Source organism: Streptomyces sp. NPDC058145 (assembly GCF_042884245.1).
Taxonomy (GTDB): Bacteria; Actinomycetota; Actinomycetes; order Streptomycetales; family Streptomycetaceae; genus Streptomyces.
Genome location: NZ_JBHVUH010000004.1, coordinates 320,622 through 337,662, shown reverse-complemented (window position 1 = coordinate 337,662; position 17,041 = coordinate 320,622). Strand labels below are relative to the sequence as shown.

The following is a 17,041-nucleotide window of genomic DNA, read 5'->3' as shown; positions in this document are numbered from 1 at the left end:
CCTTGACGCGGACCATCACCCCCCGCCTGCGCACCCTGGTGCTGCTGCTCATCGCCGTCACCGGTGCGCTGCTCGCGGGCGCCGGTCCGGCCGCCGCGCACGCCGCGCTGACCGGCAGCGACCCCACGCAGGGGGTGGTGGTCGACAAGGCGCCCACCCAGGTGTCGCTCACCTTCTCCGAGAAGGTGGCCATGAGCGACGACTCGCTGCAGGTCCTCGACCCCAAGGGCAGAAAGGTCCAGGTCGGTTCGCCGGTCAACGTGAGTGGGACCACGTACGCCGTGAAGCTCAAGGGCGGCCTTGACAAGGGCACCTACACGGTCGGCTACCAGGTCGTCTCGGCGGACAGCCACCCGGTCGCCGGCGCCTACACCTTCTCCATCGGGGCGCCCTCACAGACCGTCGTCTCCGGCGTCGGCACGGCAGCGGGCGACACGGCCGTCGGCCGGCTCTACGCCCTCGGGCGGTACGTCTCCTACGCCGGCTTCATCGTGCTGGCGGGCGGCGCCGCCTTCGTGCTGGCCTGCTGGCAGCGCGGCTCGGGCGTGCGGGCCCTGCAGCGGCTGGTGGTGGGCGGCTGGCTGGCGCTCACCGCGTCCACGCTGTGGCTGCTGCTCCTGCGTGGCTCCTACACCTCCTCGGGGAAGTTCGGCGACGTCTTCGACCTGAGCCTGCTCGGCCAGGTGCTGCAGACCAAGACCGGCGCGACGCTGGTCTCACGGCTGCTGCTGCTCGCCGCCGCCGCGCTGTTCATCGCCGTCCTCTTCGGCGCCTACAACCGGCGCGAGGAGGCCGAGGAGAAGCGTGACCTGACCTTCGGGCTGACCGTCGGCGGGGTGGTCGTGGCCGCCGGGCTCGCGGCGAGCTGGGCCATGGCCGAGCACGCCTCCACCGGACTCCAGCCGGGCATCGCCATGCCCGTCGACGTACTGCACCTGCTGGCCGTCGCCGCCTGGCTGGGCGGCCTCACCGCCCTGCTCGTCGCCCTCTACCGGGCGCCCGCGGACACCCCGGTCGAGACCCCCGCCGTCCACCGCTTCTCCCGCCTCGCCTTCGCCTCCGTCCTCACCCTGGTCGCCACCGGCACCTACCAGTCCTGGCGGCAGCTCGGCTCCTGGTCGGCGTTCACCGAGACCCGGTACGGACAGCTGCTGCTGGTCAAGATCGCGCTGGTGGCACTGCTGGTCGGCATCGCCTGGATCTCCCGGCGATGGACGGGACGGCTCGCGGCCCCGGTCACCGAAGCCGAACGGACCGAGCAGCCCGCGAAGGAGCCCGTCTCCGCGCCGGCGTCCGCCGGCCAGGAGGCCGCCCCCCATGACGGCGCGCGCGCCGCCCAGCTCGCCCGGCAGCGGGCCGCGGTGGACACCGCCCGGCAGAAGCGGCAGCGGGACGCCGACCCGAACCGCTTCGGACTGCGCCGCTCGGTGCTCGCCGAGGCCGGTGTCGCGGTGGTGCTGCTCGCCGTCACCACCTGGCTGACCCAGACCGAGCCGGGCCGCACCGAGCTGGACGCCAGGGCGGCCTCCTCGTCCTCCTCCAGTTCCTCGTCGTCCTCGTCCGGCGCGCTGACCCTGGACATGCCCTTCGACACCGGCGGCACCGACGGCAAGGGCCTGGTCCGGATCGACTTCGACCCCGCGCGCGTGGGCGGCAACGAGATGCACGTCTACGTCCAGCGGCCCAACGGACGCGCCTTCGACATCCCCGAGGTGAAGGTCGCCCTCACCCTCGCGGCGAGGAAGATCGGGCCGCTGCCCGTGACCCCGGACCACGTCACCACCGGCCACTGGGCGGCGAGCGGAGTGCAGATCCCCATGGCGGGCGACTGGAAGGTCGCCGTGACCGTGCGGACCTCCGACATCGACCAGGTGACCGTCTCCAAGAACGCGCAGATCGGCTGAACCACACCATGCCCGACCAGTCCCCTCCCGAGACCCGCACGCCCGGCTCCCCGGCACGCGAGCCGAGCGCCCACGGCGACACCGCCGAGGACCGCCGTGGCGTCACCCGGCGCACGCTGCTCGGCACCGCCGGTGCCACCGGGCTGGTACTCGGCGCGGCCGGCGGCGCCGTGGGATACGCCTCCGCGCCCGCCCAGGCCACTCCGCTGACCTCGGTGGGCACCGGTCGGGCGATGTTTCACGGGAAACATCAACCCGGCATCACCGAGGGACTCCAGGCCCGCGGCCACCTCGTCGCCTTCGACCTCGCGGCGGGGGCGGGCCGCAAGGAGGCGGCGGCCCTGCTGCGCCGCTGGTCGGCGACGGCCGAGCGACTGATGGCAGGTGAGACGGCCACCCACGGCGACACCGGTGTGGCCCGGGACGCGGGACCGTCCTCGCTGACGATCACCTTCGGCTTCGGCCACGGCTTCTTCGGGCGGACCGGCCTGGAGAAGCAGCGTCCGACGGCCCTGGACCCACTGCCCGACTTCTCCTCCGACCGGCTCGACAAGGCGCGCAGCGACGGCGACCTGTGGGTGCAGATCGGCGCCGACGACGCCCTCGTCGCCTTCCACGCCCTGCGCGCCATCCAGAAGGACGCCGGCCACGCGGCCCGCGTCCGCTGGCAGATGAACGGCTTCAACCGCACTCCGGGCGCCACCGCCCACCCCATGACGGCCCGCAACCTCATGGGCCAGATCGACGGCACCCGTAATCCCAAGCCCGCCGACGCCGACTTCGACCGGCGGATCTTCGTGCCCGCCTCGGCGGAGCCCGCGTGGATGGCGAACGGCTCCTACGCCGTCGTCCGCCGTATCCGCATGCTCCTCGACGACTGGGAGACGCTGTCGCTCGCGGCCCAGGAAGCGGTCATCGGGCGCCGCAAGGACACCGGGGCGCCGCTGTCCGGGGGCGACGAGACGACGCCGATGGACCTGGACAAGACCGACGCCAAGGGCGAGCCGGCCGTTCCCATCAACGCCCACGCCCGGATCACCCGGCCCGACCGCAACGGTGGCGCGGCCATGCTGCGGCGTCCGTTCTCCTACCACGACGGCATCCACCAGGACGGCACGCCGGACGCCGGGCTGCTCTTCGTCTGCTGGCAGGCGGACCCGCTGCGCGGCTTCGTACCGGTGCAGCGCAAGCTCGACCGGGGCGACGCCCTGTCGAGGTTCATCCGGCACGAGGCCAGCGGCCTGTTCGCGGTGCCCGGCGGCGCGGCCGAGGGAGAGTACGTGGGACAGCGGCTCCTGGAGGGGTGATGCCGCCCGGAGACCCACCGGCCGGAGGTTTCAAACCACCCGGTCGAGTGGCGTCGACGAGACACGGAAGCCGGTCACCCCGGCGCCCATTAGGGTGAGGACATGCCAGCGAGCTATGCGTATCTCGGTCCCGAAGGCACGTTCACCGAAGTCGCCCTGCGCACGCTTCCGGAGGCGGCCACCCGGGAGCTGATGCCCTACGTGTCGGTGCAGTCCGCGCTGGACGCGGTGCGGGCCGGCGAGGCCGAGGCCGCGTTCGTGCCGATCGAGAACTCCGTCGAGGGCGGCATCACCACCACCCTGGACGAGCTGGTCGCGGGCGAGCCGCTGACGATCTACCGCGAGGTGCTGCTCTCGATCACCTTCGCTCTGCTGGTCCGGCCGGGCACGCGGCTGGCGGACATCAAGACGGTCTCCGCGCATCCGGCGGCCCAGCCGCAGGTGCGCAACTGGCTCAAGAAGAACCTGCCGGAGGTCCACTGGGAGTCGGCCGCCTCGAACGCGGACGCCGCGCGGCTGGTTCAGGAGGGCCAGTACGACGCCGCTTTCGCGGGCGAGTTCGCCGCCGCCCGGTACGGCCTGGAGGCACTGGAGACCGGCATCCACGACGCGGAGAACGCGCAGACCCGCTTCGTGCTCGTCGGCCGCCCGGCCCGGCCCGCGGCACCGACCGGCGCCGACAAGACCTCGGTGGTGCTGTGGCAGCGGGACGACCACCCCGGCGCCCTGCGCGACCTGCTGGGCGAGTTCGCCACCCGGGGAATCAACCTCATGCTGCTGCAGTCCCGGCCGACCGGCGCCGGCATCGGCAACTACTGCTTCTGCATCGACGCCGAGGGGCATATCTCCGACCGGCGGATGGCCGAGGCGCTGATGGGGCTGAAGCGAATCTGCCTCCAGGTGCGGTTCCTCGGCTCCTATCCGCGCGCCGACATCCTTCCCGGCGAGGCCCGGTCCACTTCGCCGGGCACTTCGGACGAGGAGTTCGTGACGGCCGCGGACTGGGTGGCGCGCTGCCAGGACGGCCGGTTCTGAGGCGGCCGTAGACTCCTTCCGGTCAGTCCTACCTGCATATCTTCGTTATCCACAGAAGTTATCCACAGGTCCGCTTCTCGACCTGGGGACAAGTCGACAAGGGCGAGCGATCCCGTCGACAAATCGCCCTGTTGGTCCCCCTTGCGGCCACCGTCCCGCGCGTCACCCTTCGTCCACCCGTTTCCTTTGGTTCATCTTTTGGGGCGACCCCTTTCCACTCGAAAGTAGGTGTCATCCCTGCTCGGGGCGAGAATTCCTTCGCCTGGCCGAATCCTCCGGAGTGATCAATTCCGGAATCCACAGACTTTCCGCACAGCCTGTGGATAACTCCTTCGGCGACCGGGATCGCTGTGGACAACGGCCTCTCCAAGTCCCGCCCTCCGCAAGGAAATCCGGTCAACCGGGAATCCGCCGCCTGCCTCGTTCCAGGGATGAGACACCTTTTCTTGACACCTTCCACCACTCTGCGCAATTGCCCTGAAACGGCACGTAAGGCGCGAGTCGCAATAGTGAGTCGTGACCTGCGAGCTCGCACCGGTAGCCTTGCTCGCGTGATTGACCTTCGCCTGCTCCGTGAGGACCCCGACCGTGTGCGCGCGTCCCAGCGCGCCCGTGGAGAGGACGTCGCGCTCGTCGACTCCCTCCTGTCCGCCGACGAACGGCGCAGGTCCTCCGGCGTCCGCTTCGACGAGCTGCGCGCCGAGCAGAAGTCGCTCGGCAAGCTGATCCCCAAGGCCACCCCGGAGGAGAAGGCCGAGCTGCTGGCGCGCGCCGAGCAGCTGAAGGCCGACGTCAAGGCCGCCGACGCCGAGCGCGACGCGGCCGACACCGAGACCCAGCAACTGCTGCAGCGGCTCGGCAACCTCGTCCACCCCGACGTGCCCGTCGGCGGCGAGGAGGACTTCGTCACGCTGGAGACGCACGGCACCATCCGCGACTTCGGCGCCGAGGGCTTCGAGCCCAGGGACCACTTGGAGCTCGGTCAGGTACTGGGCGCCATCGACGTCGAGCGCGGCGCCAAGGTCTCCGGCTCCCGCTTCTACTTCCTCACCGGTGTCGGCGCCCTGCTGGAGCTGGCCCTGGTCAACGCGGCCATCGCCCAGGCCACCGCGGCCGGCTTCACCCCGATGCTGACCCCGGCGCTGGTCCGCCCGCAGTCCATGGCGGGCACCGGCTTCCTCGGCCAGGCGGCCCAGGACGTCTACCACCTCGACAAGGACGACCTGTACCTGGTCGGCACCTCCGAGGTCCCCCTCGCGGCCTACCACATGGACGAGATCATCGACGCCGACAAGCTGCCGCTGCGGTACGCGGGCTTCTCGCCCTGCTTCCGCCGCGAGGCCGGCTCGCACGGCAAGGACACGCGGGGCATCTTCCGCGTGCACCAGTTCGACAAGGTCGAGATGTTCTCCTACGTGACTCCCGAGGACTCCCAGCAGGAGCACAAGCGCCTGCTGGAGTGGGAGAAGCAGTGGCTGACCTCGCTGGAGCTGCCCTTCCGCGTCATCGACGTCGCCTCCGCCGACCTCGGCGCCTCGGCCTCCCGTAAGTACGACTGCGAGGCGTGGATCCCGACCCAGGGCAAGTACCGCGAGCTGACCTCGACCTCGGACTGCACCGAGTTCCAGTCCCGCCGCCTGTCGATCCGCATGCGCGACGGCAAGCAGGTCCGCCCGCTGGCCACCCTCAACGGCACCCTGTGTGCCGTACCGCGCACGATCGTGGCGATCCTGGAGAACCACCAGCTGGCCGACGGCTCCGTCCGGGTCCCCCAGGTGCTGCGCCCGTACCTGGGCGGCCGGGAGGTCCTGGAGCCGGTCGCCAAGTGAGCGCCGGATTCCTGTTCCGACTGATCGCGACCGACCTCGACGGGACGCTCCTGCGCTCCGACGAGTCGATCTCGCGGCGCACCCGTGACGCGCTCGCCGCGGCCACCGCGGCGGGTGCGGCCCACATCGTCGTCACCGGCCGCGCGGTCCCCTGGACCCGCCACATCCTGGACGACCTCGGCTACGACGGCCTCGCCGTCTGCGGCCAGGGCGCCCAGGTGTACGACGCCGGCGCGCACCGCCTGCTGACCTCGGTCACCCTGGACCGGCAGCTCGCGGGCGTGGCCCTGGCGAAGCTCGAGGCGGAGGTGGGCCCGCTGTACCTGGCGGCGAGCCGGGACGGCCTGGACGGCGAGGTGCTGGTGGGCCCGGGCTACGCGGTCACGGGCAACCTCCCCGCGACCCCGTTCACGGACGCGGCCGACCTGTGGTCCGCCCCGCTGAACAAGGTCTACATACAGCATCCGACGCTCGGCGACGACGAGCTGGCGGACGTGGCCCGGCGCGTGGCAGGCGGTTTCGTCACGGTGGCCATGGCGGGCGCGGGCATCGTGGAGCTGCTGCCGCTCGGCCTGTCCAAGGCCACGGGCCTCTCCCTGGCCGCCCGCCGCCTGGGCCTGAAGGCCGCCGACACGATCGCCTTCGGCGACATGCCCAACGACATCCCGATGTTCGCCTGGGCCGCCCACGGCGTGGCCATGGCCAACGCCCACGAGGAACTCAGGGCAGTGGCGGACGAGGTCACCACCTCCAACGAGGAGGACGGCATCGCGGCAGTCCTGGAGCGGTTGCTGCCGTAGTTCGCTCAACAGCCGGCGGTCTCCGCGACTCCCCAGGGGCGCGGGGAACTGCGCGACAAGCCAGGACGACGCCGTCACTCGGCCGCGGACCCCGAGACCTACGGCGCAGCCCTGCGGGAAGCACCGCCCAGCCAGTCCACGTACCGCGAACGGAAGATCCGCCCGAGTCCCGGTGACAACGTCTCGCGGAGGACGCACGAATCGAACGTGCGCGGGCTTTCACACCCGACCATGACCTGCTTCTGATCGACCACAGCGCAAGCCAGTGCCTTACCACTCGGCCAATCCTCCGGGTGGGCGGCCCACGCGAGAGCGACATCGCGTGCTCGAAGCGGCCGCCCCGGGCAGCTCCCATGAGCTCTACGGAGATGTGGCGATCACTCCGGAGCCCGCCCCGGGCTGCCCTGACGGGAGCTGGGCGTACTGTCGTGCATGGACATCGCCCGGCTCCTCTCCCAGTCCGTGACCCCGGGTCCGTCCCGGCGGGTGGGGCACAACCACTCTGCCCCGGCCGGGATTTGGGTGCCACCGAATTAACCGGGACCGCGTCCGTCCTACCGGCGCCGCCACCTTCGCCGGCGCGCCTTGCTGAAGAACCACCCCGCGGGCGGCTCGTCCGACCGCCAGGGCTGCGGCTCCGGCGACTCGGCGCGCCAGCGGGCGGCGAGCATCCTGGCCCGCGCGGACGGCTCGGAGGTCTCCGCGGCCCCTACGAACGCCTCGTCCAGGACGGTCTCGTCCCAGTCGTCGTCCTCGGCCCGCCCGGCTCCGCCGTGCTCCGGTGTCCGCTCAGCCATCCGCGGCCTCCCAGCCGTACATCCGCTCCGTCCAGTGTGCCCGCGCGGAGGTGAAGGCCCCGTCAAGGACGACCGGGGCCCTCACGGGCCTACTCCTCGCCCGCCAGCTTCAGCGCCCGCAGCTTCTGGCCGGCGTACCAGGTGGCCAGCACGGTGACCGCGACGAGCAGCACCGTGGCCGTCGTCAGTCCGACGTCGGAGGTCACCAGGTCACCGCCGGCGAGCTTCTGGGCGACGGCGAGCGACCACTGCTGGACGCTCAGCGTGCGCGCGCCCGGCACCAGGGAGCCGAACAGGGCCTCCCAGACGAGCGCGTAGACCAGCCCGAGGACCACCGCGTGCCGGGACACGGTGCCCAGCAGCAGGAACAGCGCCGAGTAGGCGATGGAGGAGACCAGCGCGGCCACCGTGTAGGCGACGGCGATCTGCTGGCCGTTGCCGTTCAGGATCAGGCCCGCGATCATGGTCGGCACGGCGGAGAACACCATGGTCACCGCGATGGCGACGATCAGCTTGGTCAGGATGATCGTCGGCCGCTTCAGCGGCTTGGACAGCAGGTACACCACGGAGCCGTCGTCGATCTCCGGGCCGATCGCGCCCGTGCCCGCGATGACTCCGATGATCGGCACCATGGTGGCGAGCGCGAAGCCGCCCAGGACGTCGGCGGCCGTCTGGTCGTCGGCGCCGGTCAGGGCGCGCACGGCCACGGAGATCACGAGCAGCAGCAGCGGCAGCGCGCCGAGGATGAGGGCCCGGCGGCGGCCGAGCAGGGCCCGGTAGGTGAGCCGGGCGACGGTGGGGTCATACATCATGGGCCTCCTACGCCGCGACCAGGTATGAGAACACGGACTCCAGGGACTCGTCGGACGGCGAGACCGTGAGCAGCCGGATGCCGTGGTCCCGGGCGACCTTCGGCAGCAGCGCGGTGAAGCGGCCGAAGTCGACGGCCTGGACGCGCAGCGCGCCCTCGGTGACGTCGACCTCGATGCCGGACGTCGACGGGTCGGCGATCAGCGCGGCCGCGAGGGCGCGGTCGTCGCTGGAGCGCACCAGGTAGCGGTGCGGCCGGTCGGTCATCAGGCGGCGGATCCTGCGGAAGTCGCCGCTGGCGGCGTGCCGGCCGGCGACGACCACCTCGATGTGCCGGGCGAGCTGCTCGACCTCCTCGAGGATGTGCGAGGAGAACAGCACCGTGCGGCCCTCGTCGCCCATTCGCCGCAGCAGTTCCATGAGCTGCATGCGCTGGCGCGGGTCCATGCCGTTGAACGGCTCGTCGAGCAGCAGCAGGGAGGGGTCGTGGACCAGCGCGGAGGCCATCTTCACCCGCTGGCGCATGCCCTTGGAGTACGTGGAGATCTTCCGGTCCTGCGCGTACTCCATCTCGACCGTGGCGAGCGCCCGCTGGGCGGCCTTCGCGCCGAGTCCGTGCAGCTCGGCGTTGGCGACGACGAACTCGCGGCCGGTGAGGAAGTCGTACATCGCCTCCCGCTCGGGGACGATGCCGATGTGCTTGTAGATGGCCTCGTTGCGCCACACCGGCTGCCCGTCGAGGGTGACCGAACCGGTGGAGGGAGCGAGGAAGCCGCCCATCATGTTGATGAGGGTGGACTTCCCGGCGCCGTTCGGGCCGAGCAGGCCGGTGACGCCGGGGCCGATGGTCATGGTGATGTCGTTGACGGCGACCACGTTGCCGAACCAGCGGGAGACGTGGTCGATGCTGAGGGTCGTCACAGCCCCACCTTCTTGTAGCGGCGGATCAGGAGGGCGTAGCAGGCGGCGATCAGGCCGAGCACGACCAGGACGTACACCGCGCCCTCGCCGCTGGACGGGCCGGTCCCGCCGGGGAAGTTGGAGCTGCCGCCCAGGAACGCGGACTGGACTCCGTCGACCAGGGTGACCGGCGAGAACAGGCCGATCCACGGCACGGCGTCGCTGCTGCCCTGCACGTCGGCGATGGCCTGGAGGGTGGAGACGGCGCCGTAGGAGATGGTGAGTACGGCGATCACGGCGGCGATGCCGAAGCCCCGGCGCGGGGTGACGGCGGCGATGACCAGGCCGATGCCGGCGAACAGCAGCGAGAGCAGGGCCACGGAGACCAGCCCCTGGGCGAATTCCTTGGTCTGGTGGGCGAAGCCCATCTTGGCGAGCAGCGCGCCCGCGTACATCACCAGCAGGGGAGCGCCGGTGAGGACGAACAGGGCCGAGGCGAGCGCGGCGAACTTCGCCCGCACGTAGTCGGCGGTCTCGATGGGCCGCGAGAAGTACAGCGGCACGGTCTTGAAGCGCAGGTCGCGGGAGACGGACTGGGGCGCCTGCGAGGCGACGTACAGGCTGATCACCGCCTGCATGACGAGCGCCCAGCGGGTGTATGCGTGGGCGAGCGGCAGTTCGTGCGCCTTGGTGGCCACCGCGACGGCCACCATGATGGCCGCGGGCACACACATCACCACGAACAGCAGCATCGGCAGCACCTTGGACTTCACCGAGCGGCCGAGGCCGTAGGCGCCGCGCAGGGACTGCGAGTACAGCGAGCGGCGGGCGTAGCCGCGGCCCAGGCGGGGGCCGTCGTAGCCGCGGTAGCCGATGTCGTGGATGCGGGACTGGTCGCCGCCGGCGGTCACCGGCGCGGGCTGCTCAAGCGCCATGGCCGACAGCCTCCTTCCGCTGCTCGTCGCTGCTGGTGAACACCTCGGAGATGTGGTGCCGGCGCTGCTCCATGCGCACCAGGCCGAGACCGAGGTCGGCGACGACGTCGCGCACCAGGTCGTACGTCTCCTCGCCGGCGGCGGTCAGCAGCAGGATGTGTCCGGCGCCGGGCAGGCCGCCGCCCTCGTCGTGGGTGTCCACCCCGCGCGCGCGGAGCGCCTCGCGCACCGCGCGGGTGCCGTCCGGGTGGCTGTCGCTGTCGGTGACCTCGATCGCGAGGGTGGTCGTGGTCTGGGTGAAGTCGGTGGTGGAGCTGGAACGCAGCAGCTTGCCGCCGTCGATGACGACGACGTGGTCGCAGGTGCGTTCCAGCTCGCCCAGCAGGTGCGAGGTGACCAGGACCGAGATGCCGAAGTCGGTGTGGATGCGGCGGATCAGGCCGAGCATCTCGTCCCGGCCGACCGGGTCCAGACCGTTCGTCGGCTCGTCGAGGAAGACCAGCCGCGGGTCGTGCACCAGGGCCTGGGCCAGCTTCACCCGCTGCTTCATGCCGGTGGAGTAGCCACCGATGGGGCGATAGCGCTCCTCGTACAGACCTACGTGGCGCAGCGTGTCCGCGGTGCGCTCGCGCGCGGAGGCGGGCGGCAGGCCGGACATCCGCGCCATGTGCACGACGAACTCGGTGGCCGAGACGTCGGGCGGCAGGCAGTCGTGCTCCGGCATGTAGCCCACCCGCTCGCGGATGGCGGCGCCCTCGGTGGCCACGTCGAGGCCGAGCACCGCGGCGCGGCCCTCCGTGGCGGGGGACAGACCCAGCAGGATCTTGATCAGGGTGGACTTGCCGGCGCCGTTGGCACCGACGAGTCCGGTCACACCGGGTCCGATGTCCATGGACAGCCGGTCGAGCGCGGTCACCCGGGGGAACCGCTTGCTCAGGCTTTCGGTCGCGATCACAGTCACGCTTCGAAGGTAGTGACGCCGGACATGCCGGTCGTCAGACCTCAGAGCCGTCTTCACGTCAGACTCGAGTAGGACGGCACCCTGAGCGATCCCCTGCCCCGGACCTACCCGGCCGCCACGCACCGGCCGTTGTCCACAGCCCTTGATCCACCCTATTGACGCCACCTCTAACAACTGTCACATTCACCAGTGTCAAGTTACGGACGCGTACCGCAGTCGACGGACGGGGCGGCATGACGACGGCAGTGAGCAGCGAACTCTCCGCGGAGCTTCGGGGATTCAGGCGGGTGCAGCGCCTCGCCTACGAGTGCGCGGAGGCGGTCGCGGCACGTCTGGAGCCGGGCGTCACCGAGCGCGAGGCGGCCCGGATGCAGCGCGACTGGCTGCGTGAGCGCGGGGTGCGCGACTGGTTCCACCTGCCCTTCGCCTGGTTCGGCGACCGCACGGCGTTCGTGAACTTCCGCCTGCCGCTGCAGTTCTTCCCGACCGACCGCAAACTGGAGCCCGGGATGCCGTTCATCCTGGACATGGCCCCGGTGTTCGCGGGATGCACCGCGGACATCGGCTACTCGGGCTCGCTCGGCGTCAACCCGGTGCAGGACCGGCTGATGGCGGATCTGGAGGCGCACCGCGAGCTGATCCTGCGGGAGGTGCGCGAGCGACGCCCGCTGCGCGGGATCTACCAGGACGTGGACCGCCTCATGGTCCGCCAGGGATACGCCAACCGGCACCGCGCGTACCCCTTCGGAGTGATCGCCCACAAGGTGGACCGGGTGAAGGCCCGCCGCTTCTCCCCACATCTGTTCGGGTTCGGCACGCAGTCCCTCAAGGGGCTCGCCGCCGACGCCCTGCACGGCCACCGCGAGGGCTGGTCGCCCCTGTGGTCGCCGTACCGCTTCTCCGACCACCCACCGCGGCCGGGTCTGTGGGCGGTCGAACCTCACCTCGGTTTCCGGGGTACGGGCGCGAAGTTCGAGGAGATCCTGGTGGTCACCGACTCCCGGGACCCCGAAGAGAGCGCCTTCTGGCTGGACGACGATCTGCCGCACGTGCGGCGCTGGGCGGAGGCGAAATGACACTGAAGGGGGCGCGTGAGCGCCGGGTGCACACCGGCGGGGTCGAGCTGTGCGTCGCCGAGCTGGGCGATCCGCAGCAGCCCACGGTGGTGCTGGTGCACGGCTATCCGGACAGCAAGGAGGTCTGGTCGGAGGTGGCCGCACGCCTCGCCGACCGCTTCCACGTGGTGCTGTACGACGTCCGGGGCCACGGCCGCTCGACGGCACCGCGGCCGCTGCGCGGCGGCTTCACCCTGACCAAGCTCACCGACGACTTCATGGCCGTGGTGGACGCGGTGAGCCCGGACCGGCCGGTGCACCTGGTGGGCCACGACTGGGGCTCCGTGCAGTCCTGGGAATTCGTCACGGTGGGCCGCACGGAAGGCCGCATCGCCTCCTTCACCTCCATGTCCGGGCCGTCCCTCGACCACTTCGGGCACTGGATCAACGCGCGCGTGAAGCGTCCGACGCCCCGCCGGCTGGGCCAGCTGCTCGGGCAGGGCGCCAAGTCCTGGTACGTCTACCTGCTGCACACCCCCGCCCTGCCGGAACTGGCCTGGCGGGGCCCGCTCGGCAAGCGCTGGCCCAAGATCCTGGAGCGCGCCGAGAAGGTCCCCGCCGGTGACTACCCGACCGCGTCCCTGCCCTCCGACGCCGCGCACGGCGCCTGGCTGTACCGGGACAACGTCCGCGCCCGCCTGCGCAGACCCCGCCCGGACGCGTTCGCGCACGCGCCCGTGCAGCTGATCACACCCCTGGGCGACGCGTTCCTGTCGGAGCGGCTCTACGACGACCTGGACGAGTGGGTACCGCGGCTGACCCGCCGCACCCTGCCCGCCAAGCACTGGATCCCGCGCACCCGGCCGGACCAGGTGGCGTCATGGATCGAGGAGTTCGTCACGAGCGTCGAGGGCGGCCGGCCTGAGCCGAAGGCCACGGGCCGCCATGCGGACCGGTTCGGCGGGCAGTTGGTGCTCGTCACCGGTGCGGGCAGCGGCATAGGCCGGGCCACGGCGTTCGCCTTCGCGGAGGCCGGGGCGCGGGTGGTGGCCGTCGACCGCGACGCCGAGGCGGCCGCCCGCACCGCTGAACTGTCCCGGTTGATCGGCGCCCCCGAGGCCTGGGCGGAGACGGCGGACGTCTCGGACGAGCAGGCCATGGAGAAGCTGGCCGAGCGGGTGCACAGCGCGTACGGCGTGCTGGACGTACTGGTCAACAACGCGGGCATCGGCCTCTCGGGGTCCTTCTTCAGCACGACCACCGACGACTGGCGCAAGGTCCTGGACGTCAATCTGTGGGGAGTCATCCACGGTTGCCGGCTCTTCGGCGCGCGCATGGCCGAGCGCGGGCAGGGCGGCCACATCGTCAACATCGCCTCGGCGGCCGCCTATCAGCCGTCCCGGGCACTGCCCGCCTACAGCACCTCCAAGGCGGCGGTACTGATGCTCTCCGAGTGCCTGCGGGCCGAACTCGCCGGACAGGACATCGGGGTCACGGCCATCTGCCCGGGGCTGGTCAACACCAACATCACCGCCACGGCCCGCTTCACCGGCGTCGACGAGGCGGAGGAACGCCGCCGTCAGCAGCGCTCGGCCCGCCTGTACGGCCTGCGCAACTACCCACCGGAGAAGGTCGCGGACGCCGTCCTGGACGCAGTGACCCGCAACAGGGCGGTGGTCCCGGTAACCCCGGAAGCCCGGGGTGCCCACCTCCTGTCCCGCTTCATGCCGGGAGCACTGCGAAGGCTCGCCCGCCTGAACCCGAAGCTATGAGGCTCAACTGCCGTAGTAGCGACGGGTACTCGGAGCGCACATGACCGCATAGCTGCCGGCATGGCGCCTCCCCCTGTGCCTCAAGGGCCCGGGGACCGGACCCCCAGGGCCGCACGGGTGGGCGCTGGGGCCCCCACGCGAGCGAAGCCGAGAGTGGGGGAGGCACCCCGCCGACGCGGGCAAGCGAAGCCCGCCCCCGCCCGGCCCCGACTCCGGCAACCGACCAAGGACGCCCGCATGACCGAGCCCCCGCCCCAAAAGACCTACCGCATCGAAGACCTGGCCCACCAGTCCGGCACCACAGTAAGAACCATCCGCGCCTACCAGGACAAAGACCTCCTCCCCCGCCCCCAGCGCCAGGGCCGAGCCAACCTCTACTCCGACCTCCACCTCACCCGCCTCCGCCAGATCACCCACCTCCTGGACCGCGGCTACACCCTCGCCTCGATCAGGGAACTCCTGGACGCCTGGGACACCGGACGCGGCCTGGGCGGAGTCCTGGGCCTGGCCACGGAGGTGGAGGGCCCGTGGACCGACGAGCAACCGACCCGCGTCACCCGCGCGGAACTCAACGCCCGCTTCGGCGGCACCCCCGACGACGACGCCGTGACCGAGGCGCTCGAACTGGGCGTACTGGAACCGGTGATGGACGACTCGGACACGTTTCTCGTGCCCAGTCCCCAGGAGCTGTATGTGGCAGCCGAGTTGCACTCAGCCGGTGTGCCCCTGCCCGCGATAGCCGACCACCTGCGGGAGTTGCGCGGCGACATCGAGCACATCGCCGCCCGTTTCCTGGAGTTCACCACCCAGCACGTCTTCGCCCGCTACCTGGACGACCCGGCCCACCGCACGGACGCTCACGCGGCCGAAGCGGCCTCGCTGGTGCGCAGGCTGCGCCCGCTGGCCAGACAGACGGTGGACGCCGAACTGGCCCGCGCCATGCGCACGTTCGCGGTCCGGCACCTCCGAGCCGGACTCGCCGCCGACAACCCGCCACAGCCGCCGGAAGGCAAGCGCTCCGTCGAACTGCCCGCGGACGTGATCAGCGGCGTCGAGGCCCTGGTTGGCCGGGAGCGGACGTCCGCCTTCATCGCCCTGGCCGCCGAACGAGAGCTCAGAGCAAGAGCTTTGGACGACATGATCACATCTAGACAACCGGACGCAGCAGTTGATCAAGCCCCCTGAATCGCCTGCCCGTTGTCCACAACTTTTCCAAATAGTCTGTGGATAACGCCAGTTGCCTGTGGACCAAACCTCAAGGCGAAAAATAACCTGCGTGATCCGTGTCTCTCCCGCACTCTGGAGAGATGGACGACAGACGCACCGTGAAGGTGTCGAAGTACCTCTCGAGACACCTCCGCCACCAGCCCGAGCGCATCGGCCTCGCGCTGGACCCGGCCGGCTGGGTCGAGATCGACACACTGATCGCCGCGGCCGCCGCGCACGGATTCCGCTTCACCCGCGAGGAACTCGACCACGTGGTGGCCGCCAACGACAAGCAGCGCTTCGCGGTCGAGGGCACCCGGATACGCGCCAGCCAGGGACACAGCGTCGAGGTCGCCCTCGGCCTGCCCCCCGCACCCCCGCCGCCGTACCTCTACCACGGCACCGTCGCCCGCAACCTGGACGCGATCCGCGCCGAGGGCCTGCGGCCCATGAACCGGCACGACGTCCACCTGTCCGCCGATCGCCAGACCGCCACCCGGGTAGGCGCCCGCCGTGGCCGGCCCGTCGTCCTCGCCGTGGACGCGGGCGCCATGCACCGCGACGGCCACGTCTTCCACGTCAGCGCGAACGGAGTGTGGCTCACCCGGGCGGTGCCGCCCCGCTACCTGCGCTTCCCCGCCGCGCACTGACCTCCCGGCCGGCGCCCTCGCACGGGGCCCGCTCACCCTGTCGCCCAGCAGTCACACACGGTGACCGATTTCGGCCATTGTCGAGCCGCCCCCTTACGCTCGGACGCATGAGTCTGCGTCTGAGCACCGTGATCCTGCCGTACCGCCGCTGGAGCGAGGGCGGCCGTGCGGCCTGGATACGGGCCGAGGAGCTCGGTTTCCACACCGCGTACACCTACGACCACCTGTCCTGGCGCAGCTTCCGCGACGGCCCGTGGTTCGGTGCCGTCCCGACCCTGACCGCCGCCGCGGGCGTCACCGACCGGCTGCGTCTCGGCACGCTGGTCACCTCCCCGAACTTCCGGCACCCGGTGACTCTCGCCAAGGAACTGATCTCCCTGGACGACGTCTCCGGCGGCCGCGTGACCCTGGGCATCGGCACGGGCGGCACCGGCTTCGACGCCACCGCCCTCGGCCAGGAGCCGTGGACGCCGCGCGAGCGTGCCGACCGGTTCGCCGAGTTCGTGCCGCTGCTCGACCGGCTACTCACCGAGGACTCCGTAACGTACGAGGGCCGGTTCTACTCGGCGCTCGAGGCGCGCAACATACCCGGCTGTGTGCAGCGGCCCCGGCTGCCCTTCGCCGTTGCGGCCACCGGCCCGCGCGGGCTGCGGCTCGCCGCGCGGTACGGACAGGCATGGGTGACCACCGGCGACCCGAAGCTGTACGAGAACGGCACCCCGGAGGAGTCCGTCGCCGCTCTGCGCGGGCAGCTGGCGAAGCTGGCCGAGGCCTGCGCGGAGGCCGGCCGGGACGTGGCCGAACTGGACAAGGTGCTGCTCACCGGCTTCACCCCGGACCGCGGCAGGCCTCTGGAGTCGCTGGACGCCTTCGTGGACTTCGCGGGCCGTCACCGGGAGCTGGGCTTCACCGAGATCGTGGTCCACTGGCCGATCCCGGACTCCGACTTCGCCGCGGACGAGAAGGTCTTCGAGCGGATCGCCATGGAAGGGCTCGCCCAGCTCTCGTGATCCGGCGGCGGAGACGTCGTCCGTCGGCCAACTGTTGTGTGTCGGTGGACTCATCTGTGCGGACTCCCGC

General features: G+C 71.2%; 15 protein-coding genes and 1 tRNA gene. 10 read left to right on the top strand and 6 right to left on the bottom strand.

The window, feature by feature from the left end:
• Positions 1–2 precede the first annotated feature (2 nt).
• From ACFVVO_RS11490 to ACFVVO_RS11470, 5 genes are all read left to right on the top strand, one after another.
• Positions 3–1,904, top strand: coding sequence for a copper resistance protein CopC (locus tag ACFVVO_RS11490; protein WP_390053857.1), 1,902 nt, complete (start codon positions 3–5; stop codon positions 1,902–1,904).
• An 8-nt stretch (positions 1,905–1,912) separates the two neighbouring features.
• Positions 1,913–3,211: an iron uptake transporter deferrochelatase/peroxidase subunit gene (efeB, locus tag ACFVVO_RS11485; protein ID WP_390053855.1), complete on the top strand. Its 1,299-nt coding sequence runs from the start codon at positions 1,913–1,915 to the stop codon at positions 3,209–3,211.
• A gap of 102 nt (positions 3,212–3,313) precedes the next feature.
• On the top strand, positions 3,314–4,246 hold the full coding sequence (gene pheA, locus ACFVVO_RS11480) for a prephenate dehydratase (RefSeq protein WP_390053853.1): 933 nt from the start codon (positions 3,314–3,316) through the stop codon (positions 4,244–4,246).
• Positions 4,247–4,797: 551 nt separating this feature from the next.
• The gene (gene serS / locus ACFVVO_RS11475; RefSeq protein WP_390053851.1) at positions 4,798–6,075 is read left to right on the top strand and encodes a serine--tRNA ligase; all 1,278 of its coding nucleotides are present in this window, start codon (positions 4,798–4,800) and stop codon (positions 6,073–6,075) included.
• Entirely contained in the window at positions 6,072–6,875 is an 804-nt protein-coding gene (locus ACFVVO_RS11470; protein WP_390053849.1) for an HAD family hydrolase, read from the top strand. Before serS ends, ACFVVO_RS11470 begins: the two co-directional genes overlap by 4 nt.
• Before the next feature lie 186 nt (positions 6,876–7,061).
• Here the strand turns inward: ACFVVO_RS11470 and ACFVVO_RS11465 are convergent.
• From ACFVVO_RS11465 to ACFVVO_RS11440, 6 genes are all read right to left on the bottom strand, one after another.
• Positions 7,062–7,166, bottom strand: a tRNA-OTHER gene (locus ACFVVO_RS11465).
• A gap of 263 nt (positions 7,167–7,429) precedes the next feature.
• Positions 7,430–7,672 (bottom strand): hypothetical protein, encoded by a 243-nt coding sequence (locus tag ACFVVO_RS11460; RefSeq protein WP_390053848.1) that lies wholly within the window; start codon positions 7,670–7,672, stop codon positions 7,430–7,432.
• Positions 7,673–7,761: 89 nt separating this feature from the next.
• On the bottom strand, positions 7,762–8,481 hold the full coding sequence (locus ACFVVO_RS11455; protein WP_390054126.1) for an ABC transporter permease subunit: 720 nt from the start codon (positions 8,479–8,481) through the stop codon (positions 7,762–7,764).
• Between the two features lie 10 nt (positions 8,482–8,491).
• The gene (locus ACFVVO_RS11450; protein WP_390053846.1) at positions 8,492–9,403 is read right to left on the bottom strand and encodes an ABC transporter ATP-binding protein; all 912 of its coding nucleotides are present in this window, start codon (positions 9,401–9,403) and stop codon (positions 8,492–8,494) included.
• Entirely contained in the window at positions 9,400–10,317 is a 918-nt protein-coding gene (locus ACFVVO_RS11445; protein ID WP_390053844.1) for an ABC transporter permease, read from the bottom strand. Before ACFVVO_RS11445 ends, ACFVVO_RS11450 begins: the two co-directional genes overlap by 4 nt.
• A complete protein-coding gene (locus ACFVVO_RS11440) occupies positions 10,307–11,272 on the bottom strand; it encodes an ABC transporter ATP-binding protein (protein ID WP_390054124.1) in 966 nt (321 codons plus the stop codon). The genes ACFVVO_RS11445 and ACFVVO_RS11440 overlap by 11 nt, the downstream gene beginning before the upstream one ends.
• A 239-nt stretch (positions 11,273–11,511) precedes the next feature.
• Here ACFVVO_RS11440 and ACFVVO_RS11435 point away from each other — a divergent pair, with 239 nt between their 5' ends.
• The 5 genes from ACFVVO_RS11435 to ACFVVO_RS11415 all read left to right on the top strand — a co-directional run bounded on the left by ACFVVO_RS11435 (position 11,512) and on the right by ACFVVO_RS11415 (position 16,971).
• A complete protein-coding gene (locus ACFVVO_RS11435; RefSeq protein ID WP_390053843.1) occupies positions 11,512–12,354 on the top strand; it encodes a M24 family metallopeptidase in 843 nt (280 codons plus the stop codon).
• Positions 12,351–14,105, top strand: coding sequence for an SDR family oxidoreductase (locus tag ACFVVO_RS11430; protein WP_390053841.1), 1,755 nt, complete (start codon positions 12,351–12,353; stop codon positions 14,103–14,105). The genes ACFVVO_RS11435 and ACFVVO_RS11430 overlap by 4 nt, the downstream gene beginning before the upstream one ends.
• 237 nt (positions 14,106–14,342) lie before the next feature.
• The gene (locus ACFVVO_RS11425; RefSeq protein ID WP_390053840.1) at positions 14,343–15,290 is read left to right on the top strand and encodes a MerR family transcriptional regulator; all 948 of its coding nucleotides are present in this window, start codon (positions 14,343–14,345) and stop codon (positions 15,288–15,290) included.
• Between the two features lie 122 nt (positions 15,291–15,412).
• Positions 15,413–15,961, top strand: a complete 549-nt coding sequence (locus ACFVVO_RS11420; RefSeq protein WP_390053838.1) for an RNA 2'-phosphotransferase — start codon at positions 15,413–15,415, stop codon at positions 15,959–15,961.
• Positions 15,962–16,068: 107 nt separating this feature from the next.
• Entirely contained in the window at positions 16,069–16,971 is a 903-nt protein-coding gene (locus ACFVVO_RS11415; RefSeq protein WP_390053836.1) for an LLM class flavin-dependent oxidoreductase, read from the top strand.
• Positions 16,972–17,041 lie beyond the last annotated feature (70 nt).

What these genes read in the sequence shown, in the direction of transcription:
- efeB (WP_390053855.1), top strand. Translation starts at nt 1,913, where the DNA reads ATGCCCGACCAGTCCCCTCCCGAGACCCGCACGCCCGGCTCCCCGGCA.
- pheA (WP_390053853.1), top strand. Translation starts at nt 3,314, where the DNA reads ATGCCAGCGAGCTATGCGTATCTCGGTCCCGAAGGCACGTTCACCGAA.
- ACFVVO_RS11460 (WP_390053848.1), bottom strand. Translation starts at nt 7,672, where the DNA reads ATGGCTGAGCGGACACCGGAGCACGGCGGAGCCGGGCGGGCCGAGGAC.
- ACFVVO_RS11455 (WP_390054126.1), bottom strand. Translation starts at nt 8,481, where the DNA reads ATGTATGACCCCACCGTCGCCCGGCTCACCTACCGGGCCCTGCTCGGC.
- ACFVVO_RS11445 (WP_390053844.1), bottom strand. Translation starts at nt 10,317, where the DNA reads ATGGCGCTTGAGCAGCCCGCGCCGGTGACCGCCGGCGGCGACCAGTCC.
- ACFVVO_RS11435 (WP_390053843.1), top strand. Translation starts at nt 11,512, where the DNA reads ATGACGACGGCAGTGAGCAGCGAACTCTCCGCGGAGCTTCGGGGATTC.
- ACFVVO_RS11430 (WP_390053841.1), top strand. Translation starts at nt 12,351, where the DNA reads ATGACACTGAAGGGGGCGCGTGAGCGCCGGGTGCACACCGGCGGGGTC.
- ACFVVO_RS11425 (WP_390053840.1), top strand. Translation starts at nt 14,343, where the DNA reads ATGACCGAGCCCCCGCCCCAAAAGACCTACCGCATCGAAGACCTGGCC.
- ACFVVO_RS11420 (WP_390053838.1), top strand. Translation starts at nt 15,413, where the DNA reads ATGGACGACAGACGCACCGTGAAGGTGTCGAAGTACCTCTCGAGACAC.
- ACFVVO_RS11415 (WP_390053836.1), top strand. Translation starts at nt 16,069, where the DNA reads ATGAGTCTGCGTCTGAGCACCGTGATCCTGCCGTACCGCCGCTGGAGC.